At 63.5% G+C, this 15,347-nt stretch carries 18 protein-coding genes; 5 read left to right on the top strand and 13 right to left on the bottom strand.

Translation table 11 applies throughout. The features are described 5' to 3' along the window. Positions 1–35: 35 nt before the first annotated feature. Entirely contained in the window at positions 36–1,574 is a 1,539-nt protein-coding gene (locus J7548_RS17235) for an ABC transporter substrate-binding protein (RefSeq protein WP_290976851.1), read from the bottom strand. 340 nt (positions 1,575–1,914) lie between these two features. On the opposite strand from J7548_RS17235, the gene J7548_RS17230 reads away from it, so the two are divergent. Beyond that, the gene (locus J7548_RS17230; protein WP_290976848.1) at positions 1,915–2,826 is read left to right on the top strand and encodes a LysR family transcriptional regulator; all 912 of its coding nucleotides are present in this window, start codon (positions 1,915–1,917) and stop codon (positions 2,824–2,826) included. A gap of 39 nt (positions 2,827–2,865) precedes the next feature. On the opposite strand, the gene pip is transcribed toward J7548_RS17230, so the two are convergent. Beyond that, positions 2,866–3,852, bottom strand: coding sequence for a prolyl aminopeptidase (gene pip, locus J7548_RS17225; protein ID WP_290976845.1), 987 nt, complete (start codon positions 3,850–3,852; stop codon positions 2,866–2,868). Between the two features lie 59 nt (positions 3,853–3,911). After that, complete coding sequence (locus tag J7548_RS17220) at positions 3,912–4,373, bottom strand: winged helix-turn-helix transcriptional regulator (RefSeq protein ID WP_290976842.1); 462 nt, start codon at positions 4,371–4,373, stop codon at positions 3,912–3,914. A gap of 191 nt (positions 4,374–4,564) precedes the next feature. Here J7548_RS17220 and J7548_RS17215 point away from each other — a divergent pair, with 191 nt between their 5' ends. Next, the gene (locus J7548_RS17215) at positions 4,565–5,629 is read left to right on the top strand and encodes a 1-aminocyclopropane-1-carboxylate deaminase (RefSeq protein WP_290977371.1); all 1,065 of its coding nucleotides are present in this window, start codon (positions 4,565–4,567) and stop codon (positions 5,627–5,629) included. A 90-nt stretch (positions 5,630–5,719) separates the two neighbouring features. Here J7548_RS17215 and J7548_RS17210 read toward each other — a convergent pair whose 3' ends face one another. Genes J7548_RS17210 through J7548_RS17200 form a run of 3 tightly spaced genes read right to left on the bottom strand, consistent with a single transcriptional unit; the run spans position 5,720 to position 6,685 of the window. Next, positions 5,720–6,151 carry a DNA-binding transcriptional regulator gene (locus J7548_RS17210; protein WP_290976840.1) on the bottom strand — a complete coding sequence of 144 codons (432 nt, stop codon included), beginning with the start codon at positions 6,149–6,151 and terminating at the stop codon, positions 5,720–5,722. Next, entirely contained in the window at positions 6,144–6,536 is a 393-nt protein-coding gene (locus J7548_RS17205; RefSeq protein ID WP_290976837.1) for a type II toxin-antitoxin system RelE/ParE family toxin, read from the bottom strand. Before J7548_RS17205 ends, J7548_RS17210 begins: the two co-directional genes overlap by 8 nt. 11 nt (positions 6,537–6,547) lie before the next feature. Beyond that, positions 6,548–6,685: a hypothetical protein gene (locus J7548_RS17200; protein WP_290976835.1), complete on the bottom strand. Its 138-nt coding sequence runs from the start codon at positions 6,683–6,685 to the stop codon at positions 6,548–6,550. Between the two features lie 61 nt (positions 6,686–6,746). On the opposite strand from J7548_RS17200, the gene J7548_RS17195 reads away from it, so the two are divergent. The 3 genes from J7548_RS17195 (at position 6,747) to fnr (ending at position 9,614) form a co-directional block, all read left to right on the top strand. After that, positions 6,747–7,376 carry an OmpW family outer membrane protein gene (locus J7548_RS17195; RefSeq protein ID WP_290976833.1) on the top strand — a complete coding sequence of 210 codons (630 nt, stop codon included), beginning with the start codon at positions 6,747–6,749 and terminating at the stop codon, positions 7,374–7,376. Positions 7,377–7,418: 42 nt separating this feature from the next. Beyond that, positions 7,419–8,525 carry a fatty acid desaturase gene (locus J7548_RS17190; protein WP_290976831.1) on the top strand — a complete coding sequence of 369 codons (1,107 nt, stop codon included), beginning with the start codon at positions 7,419–7,421 and terminating at the stop codon, positions 8,523–8,525. A 267-nt stretch (positions 8,526–8,792) separates the two neighbouring features. Beyond that, entirely contained in the window at positions 8,793–9,614 is an 822-nt protein-coding gene (gene fnr, locus J7548_RS17185) for a fumarate/nitrate reduction transcriptional regulator Fnr (RefSeq protein WP_290976828.1), read from the top strand. Positions 9,615–9,630: 16 nt separating this feature from the next. Here fnr and J7548_RS17180 read toward each other — a convergent pair whose 3' ends face one another. The 7 genes from J7548_RS17180 to ccoN all read right to left on the bottom strand — a co-directional run bounded on the left by J7548_RS17180 (position 9,631) and on the right by ccoN (position 15,263). Beyond that, entirely contained in the window at positions 9,631–9,885 is a 255-nt protein-coding gene (locus J7548_RS17180; protein ID WP_290976825.1) for a hypothetical protein, read from the bottom strand. Between the two features lie 91 nt (positions 9,886–9,976). Then, positions 9,977–10,516, bottom strand: a complete 540-nt coding sequence (locus tag J7548_RS17175; protein ID WP_290976822.1) for a FixH family protein — start codon at positions 10,514–10,516, stop codon at positions 9,977–9,979. A gap of 24 nt (positions 10,517–10,540) precedes the next feature. After that, entirely contained in the window at positions 10,541–11,998 is a 1,458-nt protein-coding gene (ccoG, locus tag J7548_RS17170) for a cytochrome c oxidase accessory protein CcoG (RefSeq protein WP_290976819.1), read from the bottom strand. A gap of 83 nt (positions 11,999–12,081) precedes the next feature. Next, positions 12,082–13,014 carry a cytochrome-c oxidase, cbb3-type subunit III gene (ccoP, locus tag J7548_RS17165; protein ID WP_290976817.1) on the bottom strand — a complete coding sequence of 311 codons (933 nt, stop codon included), beginning with the start codon at positions 13,012–13,014 and terminating at the stop codon, positions 12,082–12,084. Continuing rightward, positions 13,007–13,204, bottom strand: coding sequence for a CcoQ/FixQ family Cbb3-type cytochrome c oxidase assembly chaperone (locus tag J7548_RS17160; protein WP_290976814.1), 198 nt, complete (start codon positions 13,202–13,204; stop codon positions 13,007–13,009). The genes ccoP and J7548_RS17160 overlap by 8 nt, the downstream gene beginning before the upstream one ends. A 4-nt stretch (positions 13,205–13,208) precedes the next feature. After that, positions 13,209–13,823 (bottom strand): cytochrome-c oxidase, cbb3-type subunit II, encoded by a 615-nt coding sequence (ccoO, locus tag J7548_RS17155; protein ID WP_290976811.1) that lies wholly within the window; start codon positions 13,821–13,823, stop codon positions 13,209–13,211. 12 nt (positions 13,824–13,835) lie between these two features. Then, positions 13,836–15,263: a cytochrome-c oxidase, cbb3-type subunit I gene (gene ccoN / locus J7548_RS17150; RefSeq protein ID WP_290976809.1), complete on the bottom strand. Its 1,428-nt coding sequence runs from the start codon at positions 15,261–15,263 to the stop codon at positions 13,836–13,838. Positions 15,264–15,347: the final 84 nt, after the last annotated feature.

Genomic DNA, 15,347 nt, shown 5'->3' with positions numbered 1-15,347 from the left:
GCTTGCAAGTTGCGCGCCTGCCCGGCGCAGGCACATTATTTCCACGACGCCTCGTAGAAGCGCGGCAGCTCATCCGGATAACCCTGGAACTTCAGCTGCGCGTTGTACGCGTAGAAGGTCGAATACGAGAACATCGGCGCCACGTATGCCTGCCTGGAGATCAGCTCCTGCGCCTTGGTGTAGTTGGCCTTGCGCACCGCCGGGTCGATCGAGGTGTCGGCGGTCTGCAGGTACTTCTGCAGTTGCGGGTCCTTGGTGATGTCGTCGGCGCTGCCCTTGAAGTAGACGCCGGCGAAGGCCGAGGTGTCGTTCATCGAGAACGAGCCCCAGGAATAGAAGCTCATCGGCGTCTTGCCGGCGCGGTATTCGTTCTGCAGGGCCGCGAACTTCATGTAGTGCAGGCGGGCGCGGATGCCGACCTTGTGCAGGTCGCCGATGATGGCCTCGGCCACCTCGCGTTCGCGGTAGGCGTAGATGTCGGTGTCGAAGCCGTTGGGATAGCCGGCTTCGGCCAGCAGCTGCTTGGCCTTGGCCGGGTTGTAGTCGAACTTGATGGCGGCGTTGCCGTCGCAACCGAACTGGGTGCGGAAACAGGCGGTATAGACCGGCTGGCTGCCGCCGCGCATCAGGTTGTCGGCGTAGCCCTTGCGGTTGATCGCATGGTTGACCGCCTGGCGCACGCGCACATCCTTGAACGGCGAATTGGGCGCCGAGGTGCCGGTGGCGTCCAGCGTGATGAAACCGACGCGCATGGTCTCGCCGCTTTGCACCGTCAGCTTGGGATTGGCCTTGAGCGAATCGGCCTGGTCCGGCGGCACGCGCCAGATCCAGTCGATGGCGCCGGTCATCAGCTGGGCGGCGCGGGTCTCGGGGTCGGGGATCACCACGAACTTGATGTTGCCGATCGAAGGCTGGCCCTGCGGGCTGTCCTTGAAGTAGTTGGCGTTCTTGACCAGGGTCACGCCCTGCCCCGGCGTCACGCTGGTGACCTTGTACGGGCCGGTGCCGATCGGCGCCTTGGAAAAGCCTTCCAGGCCGACCTTCTTGAAATAGGCGGCGGGATAGATCGGCAGCGGGCCGGCCAGATACTCCAGCGCCGCCGGGAACGGTCCCTTCAAGTTCAGGCGTACCTTGTAGTCGCCCAGCTTCTCGGCGTTCTTGATCCAGTCGGTGTTCTGGCGCGTCACGGCCTTGGATTCGGACGACACGGCGTAGTTGAAGGTGAACACCACGTCGTCGGCGCTGAACTTGTCGCCGTTCTGGAATTGCACGCCCTGGCGCAGGTCCAGCACCAGCGCGGTGGGCGACTCCCACTTCCAGGCGGTGGCCAGTTGCGGCTTGTATTCGTTGGTCTTGGGATCGCGGTAGACCAGCGTGTCCCAGATCAGGTGGGCCAGGATGACGCCTTCACGCAGGTTGTTGTGGTACTGGCTGATGTTTTCGACCTCGCTGTCGGAAGCGTAGATCAGGGTGTCGTTGGCCTTGTTGGCCATGGCCGACCACGATGCCGCCGCGCCGGCGACCAGCAGCGCACAGCGTGACCAGCCCAGTACGGATTTCCTTAGTGCGTTCATTCCACCCCCTTCATCCGATAAGAGAAATTTGAAAAAACAGCGACGTCGAGGGCATACTAGGCCACGATTTAGCGATGCCGCAATAAGCAAATTTCTAAGCCTGCGTTGCCAAAAACAGATGGCAGAATTTGTGCACCACAATGTGATGCCGCCCTGAGAACCGGCATCGCAGCTGGGCTGCAAACTTGAAAGCAGGTGCAGCATTTTTTCCGGCGGCATGGCGGCATCGGCTGCACCAAAGGCGTGAAGCGCGCACCAAATAAATCGTTTGAATATTTTTCCCCGTGCCTTGGCCGGCGGGGGATCATCACAGCAGGCAAAGCCTGGAACGAGGTCGGAAATGAAATCGCAGCATCTGCAAGACACCGCCCTGCGCTACTTCCTGGAAGTGGTCCGCTGCGGCTCGATCAGCGAAGCCTCGCAACGGCTCAACGTGGCCAGTTCGGCCATCAGCCGCCAGATCAGCAGCCTTGAGGAAACCCTGGACACGGTGCTGTTCGAGCGCCGACCGCGCGGCATGGTGCTGTCGGCCGGCGGCGAGATGCTGGCCGCGCATGCGCGCAAGATGGCGCTGGAAGCCGACCGCGTGGTGGCCGACCTGCAGGCCTTGAAGGGATTGCGCAGCGGACGGGTGCGGCTGTCGGCCTCGGAAGGTTTCTCGATCGATTTCCTGCCGCGGCTGATCAACGCCTTCCAGAAGAAATACCCGGGCTTCGTGTTCCAGCTCTTCGTGGGCGCGCCGGCAGTGGTATCGCGCCAGGTGCGTGAGGGCAATGCCGATATCGGCCTGACCTTCTCGCGCCTGCCCGAGCCGGAGATCAAAGTGGTCCACCGCCAGCCCGGCCCGATCGCGCTGGTGATGCGCAACGAGCATCCGCTGGCGCGCTTCCGCCAGATCTCGCTGTCGCAGATCCGCCCCTATCCGATGGCCCTGCCCGATCCTACCACCACGCTGCGCCAACTGTTCGACATCGCCTGCAGCCGCCAGCAGGTGGTGATCGAACCGGTGATGACCAGCAACTACATCCAGTCCCTGCACAACTACGTGCTGGACAACGATGCGCTGTCGATCACCGGCGAGGTCACCGTGCGCTACCGTATCGCCAGCGGCGAACTGACCATGCGGCCGATCCGCGACTGTCCCGACGACGGGCGCTTCGTCGAGGTGCAGACGCTGGCCGGGCGCACGCTGCCGCGCAGCGTGGAAATCTTCCTCGAATACCTGGTGGCGGACTTGAGCAAGGACCTGTAGCCGCGCCGGCGGCTGGCAAGGGGCGCCCCTCGCCTCATTTCAGCGATCCGCAAACGCGTCCGTGGCCCGGATCAGCTTATCCAATATCCCCGGTTCGCTGTATGCATGGCCGGCGCGGTCGACCAGGTGCAGTTGCGCATCCGGCCAGGCACGGGCCAGCTCCCATGCCGACCGGGCCGGCGTGGCCAGGTCGTAGCGGCCCTGCACGATGACGCCGGGAATGCCCTTCAGGCGCGCCGCATTGGCCAGCAACCGTCCCTCTTCCATGAAGCCGCGATGGAAGAAGTAATGGTTCTCGATGCGCGCGAAGGCCAGCGCGAACAAGGCATCGTTGAAGGAGTCGATCATCTTTTCGTCGGCCACCAGCGTGATGGTGCTGGCCTCCCAACGGCTCCAGGCGCGCGCCGCTTCCAGCTTAGCGGCTTCATCGGCGCCGGTCAGGCGCTTGCGGTAAGCCGTCACCAGGTCGCCGCGTTCGGCCTCGGGGATCGGCGCCAGGAACTCGTCCCAGCGATCCGGCGCCATCCACGACGCGCCTTCCTGGTAGTACCAGTCCAGCTCCGCCTTGCGCAGCAGGAAGATGCCGCGCAACACCAGCTCCGTCACGCGTTCGGGATGCGTCTGGGCATAGGCCAGTGCCAGCGTACTGCCCCAGGAACCGCCGAACACCTGCCACTTGTCGATTTTGAGCATCTCGCGCAGGCGTTCGATATCGGCCACCAGGTCCCAGGTGGTATTGGCGTCCAGGTTGGCATGCGGCAGCGAGCGACCGCAGCCGCGCTGGTCGAACAGCACGATGCGGTATTTCTCCGGATTGAACAGGCGCCGGTGCGAGGGGCCGCTGCCGCCGCCGGGGCCTCCGTGCAGGAACACCACCGGCTTGCCGCGCGGGTTGCCGCATACCTCCCAGTACACGCGATGGCCGTCGCCCACGTCCAGCAAGCCCTTGTCGTAGGGTTCGATGGGCGGATAGAAGGTACGCAGCTCAGGAGTGGCGTCGGCGGACTGGGGCGCGGCTGAAGTCATTGGCAGTTCCTTATCGGGTTGATTGCAGTGGGACAGTATAGGTCTTGTCGACCGATCCTTCACTCAACCACGAGCTCGGTATTGTTCTTCACCTCGTTCAACACGAAGAAGGAACGCAACTGGCGCACGCCCGGCAGGCGCAGCAGGGTGTTGGCGTGCAGCCGGTTGAAGGCTTGCAGGTCCTTCACGCGCAGCTTGATCCAGTAGTCGAACTCCCCCGCCAGCAGCAGGCACTCCTGCACTGCGGCGATCTCGCGCACCGCCTTCTCGAATTCGGCGAAGCTCTCCGGCGTCGAGCGGTCCAGCACCACGCCCACCGTCACCAGCACCGGCAGGCCCAGCTTTTCCGGATCGAGGATGGCGCGCACGTCCTTCACGTAGCCCTCGTCCATCAGCCGTTTGGTGTGGTTCCAGCAGGCCGTGGCGCTCATGCCGACCTTCTTGGCCAGCTCGGCGTTGCCGATGCGGCCGTCCTTCTGCAGCGCCTTGAGGATGCGCTTGTCCATGCGATCGAGTGACATGATGATTCTTCCGATTAATGTTTATCTTAAGGATTTTTATTTTAAAAAATAAAAAACCATCGATTTAACCAACCAGATAATGGCATAAATTCGGAAACACCATTTAAACGGCCAAGCGTAAAGTTGATCCCGGCGATTCGATGCGGATCGGACCATTTTCCTGAACTGAACCTGAACCGGAGCAACCCATGCTGGCACTCGACAAACTCTTCCCGCGCAAGACGCTGGGCTTCTTTCCTTCCCCGATCCACAAGCTGGAACGCCTGTCGGCAATGCTGGGCACCGAAATCTGGGCCAAGCGCGACGACGTCTCCTCCGGCCTGGCCTTCGGCGGCAACAAGATCCGCAAGCTGGAATGGCTGGTGGCCGACGCGCTGGCCAAGGGCTGCGACACGCTGGTCTCGATCGGCAACATCCAGTCCAACCACACGCGCCAGGTATGCGCCGCCGCCGCCGCGGTCGGCATGAAGTCGTACACCGTGCAGGAAACCTGGCTGGAATGGGACGACCCGGTCTACGACAAGGTCGGCAACATCCTCTTGACCCGCATCATGGGCGGCAATCCGATCATGGGCGGCTACGGCTACTCGACCACAGAGAAAGACACCTGGGCCCAGGCGCTGGAAGATGTGCGCAAGAAAGGCGGCAAGCCCTACCCCATCCCCGCCGGCGCCTCCGACCATCCGCTGGGCGGCCTGGGCTACGCCAACTTCGCCGACGAAGTGGCGATGCAGGAACAGCAACTGGGCATCTTCTTCGACAACATCGTGGTGGCGACCTGCACCGGCTCCACGCAAGCCGGCATGGTGGTCGGCTTCGCCGCGCAGGAAAAGCGCCGCCGCGTGATCGGCATCGACACCGCCGACGACGAGGCGATGACCCGCCGCGCCGTCACCAAGATCGCCAACGACACCTGCGAGCTGATCGCCTCCAAGGGCGGCAAGAAGGTGGTGCTGAAAGACGCCGACATCGAGATCATCCCCGACTACAGCGGCCCGGCCTACGGCCTGCCCAGCGAGCAGACCATCGCCGCCATCCGCACCGCCGCCGAAATGGAAGCGATGCTGACCGACCCGGTGTACGAAGGCAAATCCATCGACGGCCTGATCGACATGGCCAAGAAGGGCCACTTCAAGGGCCAGCGCGTGCTGTATGCCCACCTCGGCGGCGCGCCGGCGCTCAATGCCTACTACAAGGCCTTCGAGGATCCGGAAAACCTGACCAAGCTGGCGCGCGAAGCGCGCTACAAGGAATAAGCGGCGAACAAGGTCTGCAAAACAAAAGCGGCACGCAATCTTGCGTGCCGCTTTTTTTATCTTCAGAGACTTGGGATTTGGATACGCCGCTCAGGACAGGACATCGATACCGTGCTTGCGCACCGCATTGAGCAAGGTGCGCGCCATGCCGCTTGGTTGCTTGGCGCCGGATTCCCATTGCTTCACGGTCGACTCGCTGGTGCCAAGGTAACGGGCGAATACCGTCTGGCTCAGCCGGTTCTGGTGACGGATGGCACGCACATCCTCCGCACTGAGCATGACTTCCGACAAACACATCTGGTCAAAATGCCGCATGGTCAGCACATCAAGCACGCCTGCCTCATGCAGATCCCGCGCCGCGCTATGCACCGCTTCCAACGCAGGGCTTTGGGCGTGAGGCCGTTTGCGCCTCACGACATATGCACCAGCCAATTGCCTGACCGCACGTTGTCCGGAGCTCGCTTTAAGCTTCTTGCCGGAGTCTTCGGCCGCCAAGCGGCTTTTGTTTTTTCTTTCAATCATGTTTCACCTCCACCAATGTCCCCTGCCTCACCAGCCGGCTCAAACAGTGTTCGTCGAACTTCGCGTATTGATCGGCAAGGCTGCGGAAAGCTTGCAGCTCATTGCGCCGGATATTCGCCATATCGCTCTTGGCGAACAGGAACACAAAGAAAAAATGCCCGCCACTACACGCAAGCACGATGGCCCTGTCGGCATTCTGGCTGAGGCGCTTCTTCCACACCCCGCCCCCCAGATCATCGGCCTGTCCCTTCAGCAACTGGTTAATCGCCATCTGCGGCTCGCCATCGGCAATGCCAAAGCGGCGAGCCTCGCGTGCAAACCATCGGGTCTTGAAAATTCGGCGGACATCGTCATCCTCCGTAGACCGGGACAAGAATTTCGACATTTCAAATCAGTTCACTGAGTGTACCACTTCAGTTTTGCAAAAAAGAACAAGGCTGAAAACATAGCGGTTTCTCGCGGCAAAAATGCCACATCGTTGCCGATCGCACTGACATTTCCATCAACTTCGATTCCCCCTCGCTTGATCAGCATCAAAGCTCCGCCCCCGCTTCACGCGTACCTTTCGGGCATCTTCACTCGTCAGGTAGAAACCGTGAAAAAACTCGTGACCATCGCTGCCGCCGCTGCGGCTTTCGCTTCCACCTTTGCCGCTCCCGCCGCCTTCGCCCAGGAAGCGCAAAGCCCCTGGCTGGTGCGCGTGCGCGCCGTCAACATCAGCCCCGAGAACAAGTCCGACCCGGTCGCCGGCGTGACCACCCAATCGGATCAACTGACCGTCAGTTCCAAGACCATTCCGGAATTGGACATCAGCTACTTCTTCACCCCGAACATCGCGGCTGAGCTGATCCTGACCTATCCGCAAAAACACGACGTGCGCCTCTCCGGCCAGAACATCGGCAGCTTCAAGCAACTGCCGCCGACCCTGCTGCTGCAATACCACTTCACGCCGGAATCGCGCTTTTCACCTTATGTCGGCGCCGGCATCAACTACACCCGCATTTCCAACACGAACGTGCTGGGCGGCGCGGCCGAGCTGGACAACCACAGCTTCGGCGGCGCCCTGCAGGCCGGCCTGGACATCAAGATCGACAAGCACTGGCTGGTCAACTTCGACCTCAAGAAAGTCCAGATTCGCAGCGACGTGAAGATCGGCGGCGCCAAGGTCAGCAGCGTCAGGATCGATCCCTGGCTGTTCGGCGTCGGCATCGGGTACCGCTTCTAAGCGCCATTCCCGAACGCACACCGCAAGAAGAGGTTCCCTCACATGCCGCCAACTTCGCACACCTCGCCGGTCGCCCCCGGCGCGCCGATGCCACACCGCAAGGTCATCCGCTCGTGGGTGGTTCCGATCAGCCAGCGCAACACCGCCGTGGCGCTGCTGCTGTCGGCCATCGACTACTGCCTGTTCGGCCTCGGGCTGGCAGCCATCGTCTGGATGCCATGGATGATCGGCAAGATCCTGCTGGGCATGGCCACCGGCTTCGTCATCGGCCGCCTGTTCATCCTCGGCCACGATGCCTGCCACCAGAGCTTCACGCCCCATCGCAGGCTCAATACCTGGCTGGGCCGCATTCTCTTCATTCCGTCGCTCACGCCCTACAGCCTGTGGGCGATCGGCCATAACGTGGTGCACCACGGCTACACCAACCTGAAGGGGTTCGATTTCGTCTGGCAGCCACGCAGCCTCGAGGAATTCCGCGCCCTGCCGCGCTGGCGCCGGCAGCTGGAACGCATCTACCGCAGCGGCTGGGCGCCCGGCCTGTACTACATGGTGGATATGTGGTGGAAGCGCATGTACTTCCCCTCGAAGCGGCAGATGCCCACCCGCCGCGCAGAATTCATGTGGGACGGCGTGCTGGTCAGCCTCGCGGCCGCAGCCTGGATCGCCATGCTGGCCTGGGCCGCGCAAGCCACCGGCCAGTCGTTCTGGGGCCTGTTCGTCGCCGGCTTCGCGGTCCCCATCCTGTTCTGGAAAGCGATGATGGGTTTCGTGGTCTATGTACACCACACGCACACCGCGGTGGCGTGGTACCAGGACAAGGCCACCTGGGCCGCGGCCCAGCCCTTCGTCTCCACCACCGTGCACCTGACCTTCGGCCGCTGGTGGGGCGCGGCGCTGCACCACATCATGGAACACACCGCGCACCACGTCGACATGAGCGTGCCGCTGTACCGCCTGAAGCAGGCGCAGAAGAAACTGGAAACCATGCTGCCCGGCCGCATCGTGATCCAGAAGTTCTCCTGGCGCTGGTACTTCGATACCGCGCGCCGCTGCAAGCTGTACGACTTCAACCGCCTGTGCTGGACCGATTTCCGCGGCCGCCCCACCAGCAAGCCGCTTCCCATGCCGGAAACCGCAAGCCCAGGCTGAACCGTTCCGGCATTTCGCTCCCAATAACAAGACGGCCGCATGGAAGGGCAATCGCGGATCCCCGGTAAACCCGCGATACCGCCCAACTATCCCCATCAAGGCCGCCCCTCTCCCTTCCCTTTTCCCGCAGCCTTTCCCGATTACTTTCCGCTTGCTTGATCTGGGACAAGAAATACCGTCTGATTTCGCCATGGCGCCGATACACGGCTGCCCTGCAGACTTAGAATGGGGCCATCACAGATTGCCACATCTTCGCCGGGACATCGTATGAACCAGTCTTGCCACTCCACCCTCAACGCCGCCGCGCCGCTGCACCAGGCATCGCCCCTGGCCGCCGCGCGCGAAGCCGCCAGCAGCTCAGCCCTGCGCAGTTGCACCGCCTGCGGCATGCACCAGCTGTGCCTGCCGATGGGCCTGGACGAGGCCGACATGAAGCGGCTGGACAAGATCATCGGCCGCCGCAAGGTGGCGCGGGACGACTTCCTGTACCGCATCGGCGACCGCTTCACGGCCCTCTACGCGGTGCGCGTGGGCCACTTCAAGACCTACCAGGAAAACCTCGACGGCGACCGCCAGATCACCGGCTTCCAGATGCCCGGGGAATTGCTGGGCATGGACGCCATCAGCACCGAACGCCACCAGTGCGACGCCGTGGCCCTGCAAGACAGCGAAGTGTGCGAGATCCCGTTCGCGCGCCTGGAGCAGCTGTTCGGCCAGATCCCGCACCTGCTGCGCCATTTCCACCGCATCATGAGCCATGAGATCACCAGCGAGCAGAACGTCATCATGCTGCTGGGGAACATGCGCGCCGAACAGCGCTTCGCGGCCTTTCTGATCAACCTGTCCTCGCGCTACGCGGCGCGCGGCTATTCGTCGACCCGCTTCCAATTGCGCATGACGCGCCAGGATGTGGGCAACTACCTGGGCCTGACCATCGAAAGCATCAGCCGCCTGATCTCCAAGTTCCGCAAGCAGGGTCTGCTGGCGGTGGAACAGCGCGATGTGGAAGTGATCGACCTGCCGGCGCTGAAAAAGCTGGCCGCGGGCGTCGACGCCTGCACCCCGCCGGGCGCCCGCGCGGCAAGCTGAGCCGGTCCGCAACGATTCACGCCAGACGGCGCGCCCGCCCCGGCGGGGCCGATTGCGTCAGCCGCACGGCCAGCAGGCCGGATGCGGCGAAACTTCCCCAAAAGCAAAAGAACCCTATCGTGTAGGCGCCCAGCGCGTCCCACTCGCGGTGACCCGCGGCGACCGCCAGGTCGGCCGGATCGAACAGGGAAAAGAACATGCCTTCGGCCGCGGTGGCCATGAGAAATGCCACCCAGCCGACGATGGCGTAATTGCGTAGCTTCCTGCGCATTGCCTTCTCCTTTGCGTTTTGCCTGCATCCGTGCCCGGGATGCGTACCGGTCTTGCCGCCGGCTGGGATTGAAACGTTTGCCGCGCTGCCCCTATTCCGCCGGCGCATAAGCCTGCGCGCTCATTTCCAGTTCACGCTGCTGCGGCCAGGCCCAGTTGCCGTGCAGGCGCCAGGCATGGCTGCCGTCTTCGGCCACCAGGCGCCAGCGGGCCTGCTCCAGTTCATCCAGCGGTACGGCAAAGCTGCCGTCTGCCGCCGGCCTGGCGAGCAGCGCGCGGTCGCGGGCAGGCTGGGTCGGGTGCGCCAGGTTCAGATAGAGTATGCCGCCCTGCGCCGGTTTCTCCGCCATTTGCAGGCGGCCGCGCAGCATCCCCGCCGCCGGGTCGTAGGCCAGGCGGATATCGGCGCCCAGGCGCCAGGCTTCGCGGTCGCGCCGCAAATCCTTGTTGATGGCCTTGCCCTGCTTGTAGTAATCATCGGCCACCAGCGCGTCGCCATGCCTCACCGCCAGCCAGGCGGTGAACAGGCCGGCCACCACCACCACGGCCGGCCCCGCCATCAGCAGCCAGGGCCAGCGGTGGCGGTACCAGGGAATGGCGGCGGCGGACAAGGTCTGGGCGTTCGGATACATGGTCGGTCTTCCTTCAAAAAATGGTCAGCGGCGCGGCACGATGAATACCGCCTTTTCGCTCACATGCAGCGCCGGATCGTCTTCCGCCTGCAATTCGAAATAGATCTTGTTGGAGCCGCTCTCGCCGGCCCCGTGCGGAGCCCGCACCCGCACCGGCACCGACAGGGTCTGGGTGGCGGCCATGTCGATCACGTCGGACGGCGCCACCGTCAACCCGGCGATGCCGCTGGCGGCAATGCGGTAACGATGGCCACGCTCGTCGGTGTTGATGACTTGCAGGCGGTATACGTTCTCGATGATGCCGTCTTCCACTTCGCGCCCCATCGAGCCGCGGTCGCGGATCACGTCCAGCTTGAGCGGCATGCGCACCCACAACGAAGCGCAGAACAGCCCCGCCACCGCCGCCAGGATCGCGCTGTAGGCCAGGATGCGCGGGCGCAGCAGCCGGCGCCTGATGGCCGCGGCCGGCAAGCCCTGCTCCACGGCGTTCTCGGTGGAATAGCGGATCAGCCCGCGCGGGCGCCCGATCTTGTCCATCACGCTGTCGCAGGCATCGACGCAGGCGGCGCAGCCGATGCACATGTACTGCAGGCCCTGGCGGATGTCGATGCCGGTCGGGCATACCTGCACGCACATCGTGCAATCGATGCAATCGCCGGCGCTGGAAGCCTTGGCTGCCTTGGCTGCCTTGGCCGCATTGGATTGCCGCATGCGCGGCTCGCCGCGGCGCGCGTCATAGGTGACGATGAGCGAATCGCGGTCGAACATGGCGCTCTGGAAGCGCGCATAGGGGCACATGTACTTGCACACCTGCTCGCGCATCCAGCCGGCATTACCGTAGGTGGCGAAGCCGTAGAACAGGATCCAGAAGATCTCCCAGGGGCCGAAGGCAAAGGCCGCCAGTTCGGGCAGCAGCGCGCGCATGGGCGAAAAATAGCCGACGAAGCTGATGCCGGTCCACAGCGCCACCGCGCCCCAGGCCGCATGCTTGGCCGACTTGCGCCACAGTTTGTCCAGCGACCACGGCTGGCGGTCCAGGCGCATGCGGGCGCTGCGCGAGCCTTCGATGTGGCGTTCTATCCACATGAAGATTTCGGTGTAGACCGTCTGCGGGCAGGCATAGCCGCACCAGACCCGCCCCGCCACGGCGGTAAACAGGAACAGGCCGAAGGCGCAGATGATCAGCAGCGCCGCCAGCCAGATGAAATCCTGCGGCCACAGCACCAGGCCGAACAGGTAGAACTTGCGCGCAGCCAGGTCGAACAGCACCGCCTGGCGGCCGTTCCAGTTCACCCAGGGCAAGCCGTAGAACACCAGTTGCGTCAGGAACACGCACAGCCAGCGCAGGCTGGCGAAGCGCCCCTTGATCTCGCGCGGGTAGATCTCTTCGCGCGCCTGGTACATGCGGATGACGGCGAACTCGTCCTTGCGCGGCTTGCCTCCGGACGGAGGTTCGGCATCCGTGCCTTGCCTGGTTTTCATCGCAGCTTCTTTCATGGTCTTGCCCGATCTGCCTTCAGTTCGCACGCGGCCATCCCGGCTTTCGCCAGGACGACGGCGCGGCATTACTTCGCCGCCGCATTGCTCGGCCGGTTCGACAAGCTCCACACATACGCCGCCAGCACATGCACCTTGGGTTCGCCAAGGAACTCGCCGAAGGCCGGCATGGTGTTGTCGCGGCCCTTGGTGATGGTTTCCTTGATGGTGTCGATGCTGCCGCCGTAAAGCCAGATCTTGTCCGACAGGTTGGGCGCGCCGAGCGCCTGGTTGCCCTTGCCGCCGGCGCCGTGGCAAGCCATGCAGGCGCCGAACCTGGACTTGCCGAGTTCGGCCTTGATCGGGTCATGGGTGGAGTCCGACAGGCTCAGCACGTAGTTGGCGACGTTGTCGACATCCTTGTCCGAACCCAGCGCGGCGCCCATCGGCGGCATGACGCCGTGGCGGCCCTTCATGATGGTTTCCTTGATGGTCTCGGGCGCGCCGCCGTGCAGCCAGTCGTCGTCGGTCAGGTTGGGAAAGCCCTTGTTGCCGCGCGCGTCGGAGCCGTGGCATTGCGCGCAGTAGGTCAGGAACAGGCGCTCGCCGATGGCATGGGCCTGCGGATCGGCGGCGACCTGCTTCAGGTCCTGCTTCAGGTAATTGTCGAACAGCGGGCCGTACTTGGCGTTGGCCGCGCGCACATCGTCGTCGTGCTCGGCGGTCGACTTCCAGCCCAGCGTGCCGGCGAAGTTGCCCAGGCCGGGATACACCACCAGGTAGCCGACCGAAAAGACGATGGTCAGGTAGAACAGCCACATCCACCAGCGCGGCAGCGGGTTGTTCAATTCGGTCAGGTCTTCATCCCAGACGTGGCCGGTGGTGGCGCCGGCGCCGGGCTGCTCGCCCTTCTTGACCTTCCAGGTCGATTGCTGCCACAGCAGCAAGGCGCAGCCGATGATGCCCAGCACCGTCAGCACGACGATCCAGATGTTCCAGAAACCGCTGGTGAAATCAGCCATGGCGCGCCTCCCCATCCTGCTCGGCCGGGGCCGGCTGGCCGATGTCGCCATCGGCGAACGGCAGCATCGCCGCCTGGTTGAAATCGGCCGGCTTGTGGCTGACGTAGGTCCACCAGATGATGCCGGCAAAGGTGACGAAGCTGGCCAGCGTGATCAGGCTGCGCGCGTCAGTCAGGAAATCGATGTCCATGTTCTTATCTCTCCGCCTTGATCAGTACGCCCAGTTCCTGCAGGTAGGCGATCAGCGCATCCTGCTCGGTCTTGCCGGCCAGCGCGGCCGGGGCTTGCTTGATCTCTTCTTCGGTGTAGGGGTCGCCCAGGCGCTGCAAGGCGCGCATGCGCGAGACGATGTCGTAGCGGTCCAGCCTGGTCTGCTCCAGCCACGGGTAGGCCGGCATGTTGGACTCCGGCACCATGTCGCGCGGATTGTGCAGGTGAGCACGGTGCCATTCGTCGCTGTAGCGGCCGCCCACGCGGGCCAGGTCGGGGCCGGTGCGCTTTGAGCCCCACTGGAACGGGCGGTCGTAGACCGACTCGCCGGCCACCGAATAGTGGCCGTAGCGCTCGGTTTCGGCGCGCAGTGGCCGGATCATCTGCGAGTGGCAGTTGTAGCAGCCTTCGCGGATGTAGATGTCGCGCCCGGCCAGGCGCAGCGCCGGATAGGGCGTTAGCCCGGCGATCGGCTCGGTGGTCGATTTCTGGAAGAACAGCGGCACGATCTCGGCCAGCCCGCCGATGCTCACCACCAGCACCACCAGCCCGATCAGCAGCCAGGGATTCTTCTCGATCCATTCATGTGAAAACTTCATTCTTTCCCCCAATCAGTGCGCAGCGTTGGCCACGGCAGGAATCGGCGCGTGCGCCAGCTTGGCGCCCCACATGGTGCGCACCGTGTTGTAGGCCATGATCAGCATGCCGGACAGGTACATCAGCCCGCCGATGAGGCGGATCACGTAATACGGATAGGTGGCCTTGACGCTTTCCACGAAGGTGTAGGTGAGCGTGCCGTCGCTGTTGACCGCGCGCCACATCAGGCCTTGCATCACGCCGGCGATCCACATGGCGGCGATGTAGAGCACGATGCCGATGGTGGCGACCCAGAAGTGGATTTCCACCAGATCCTTGCGCCACATCTCGGTCTTGCCGGACAGCCGCGGGATCAGGTAGTACATCGAGCCCATGGTGATGAAGCCGACCCAGCCCAGGGCGCCGGAGTGGACGTGGCCGATGGTCCAATCGGTGTAGTGCGACAAGGCGTTGACGGTCTTGATGGCCATCATCGGGCCTTCGAAGGTGGCCATGCCGTAGAAGGACAGCGACACCACCAGGAACTTCAGGATAGGGTCGGTGCGCAACTGGTGCCAGGCGCCCGACAGCGTCATCATGCCGTTGATCATGCCGCCCCAGGACGGCGCCAGCAGGATCAGCGAGAACACCATGCCCAGCGACTGGGTCCAGTCGGGCAGCGCGGTGTAGTGCAGGTGGTGCGGGCCGGCCCACATGTAGGTGAAGATCAGCGCCCAGAAGTGCACGATCGACAGGCGGTACGAATACACAGGCTTGTTGACCTGCTTGGGGATGAAGTAATACATCATGCCCAGGAAGCCGGCCGTGAGGAAAAAGCCCACCGCGTTGTGGCCGTACCACCACTGGATCATCGCGTCCTGCGCGCCGCTGTAGGCCGAGTAGGACTTGGTCAGCGTGGCCGGCATGCTGATGCCGTTGACGATGTGCAGGAGCGCCACCGCGATGATGAAGGCGCCGTAGAACCAGTTGGCCACATAGATGTGCTGCACCCGGCGCTTGACGATGGTGCCGAAGAACACCACCGCGTAGGCCACCCACACCACGGCGATCAGGATGGTGATGGGCCATTCGAGTTCGGCGTATTCCTTGCCGCGGGTCAGGCCCATCGGCAACGTAATGGCAGCGGCCACGATCACGAGCTGCCAGCCCCAGAAAGTGAAGGCGGCCAGGAAGTCGGAAAACAGCCGCACCTGGCAGGTGCGCTGCACGACATAGTAGGACGTCGCCATCAGCGCGCTGCCGCCGAAGGCGAAGATCACCGCGTTGGTATGCAGGGGCCGCAGCCGGCCGAAGCTCAGCCAGGGAATCCCCATGTTCAGTTCGGGCCATGCCAGCTGGGCGGCGATGATCACCCCCACCAGCATCCCGACTACGCCCCACAGGATGGTCGCCACCGTAAACTGGCGCACCACCTTGTAGTTGTAGCTATTGTCTTTGCTCACGAAACTCTCCCCGCTATGTTGAGTACTTGTCCGCTGCCAGCTTACGGAGGGCGCCCCCGGCGGGCATTGACATGCATCAAAATG

It is taken from the genome of Herbaspirillum sp. (genome assembly GCF_017744395.1).
Taxonomy (GTDB): domain Bacteria; phylum Pseudomonadota; class Gammaproteobacteria; order Burkholderiales; family Burkholderiaceae_D; genus Herbaspirillum.
Note: the sequence above shows the minus strand (reverse complement) of the source record. Positions and strands in the feature narration are given on the sequence as shown.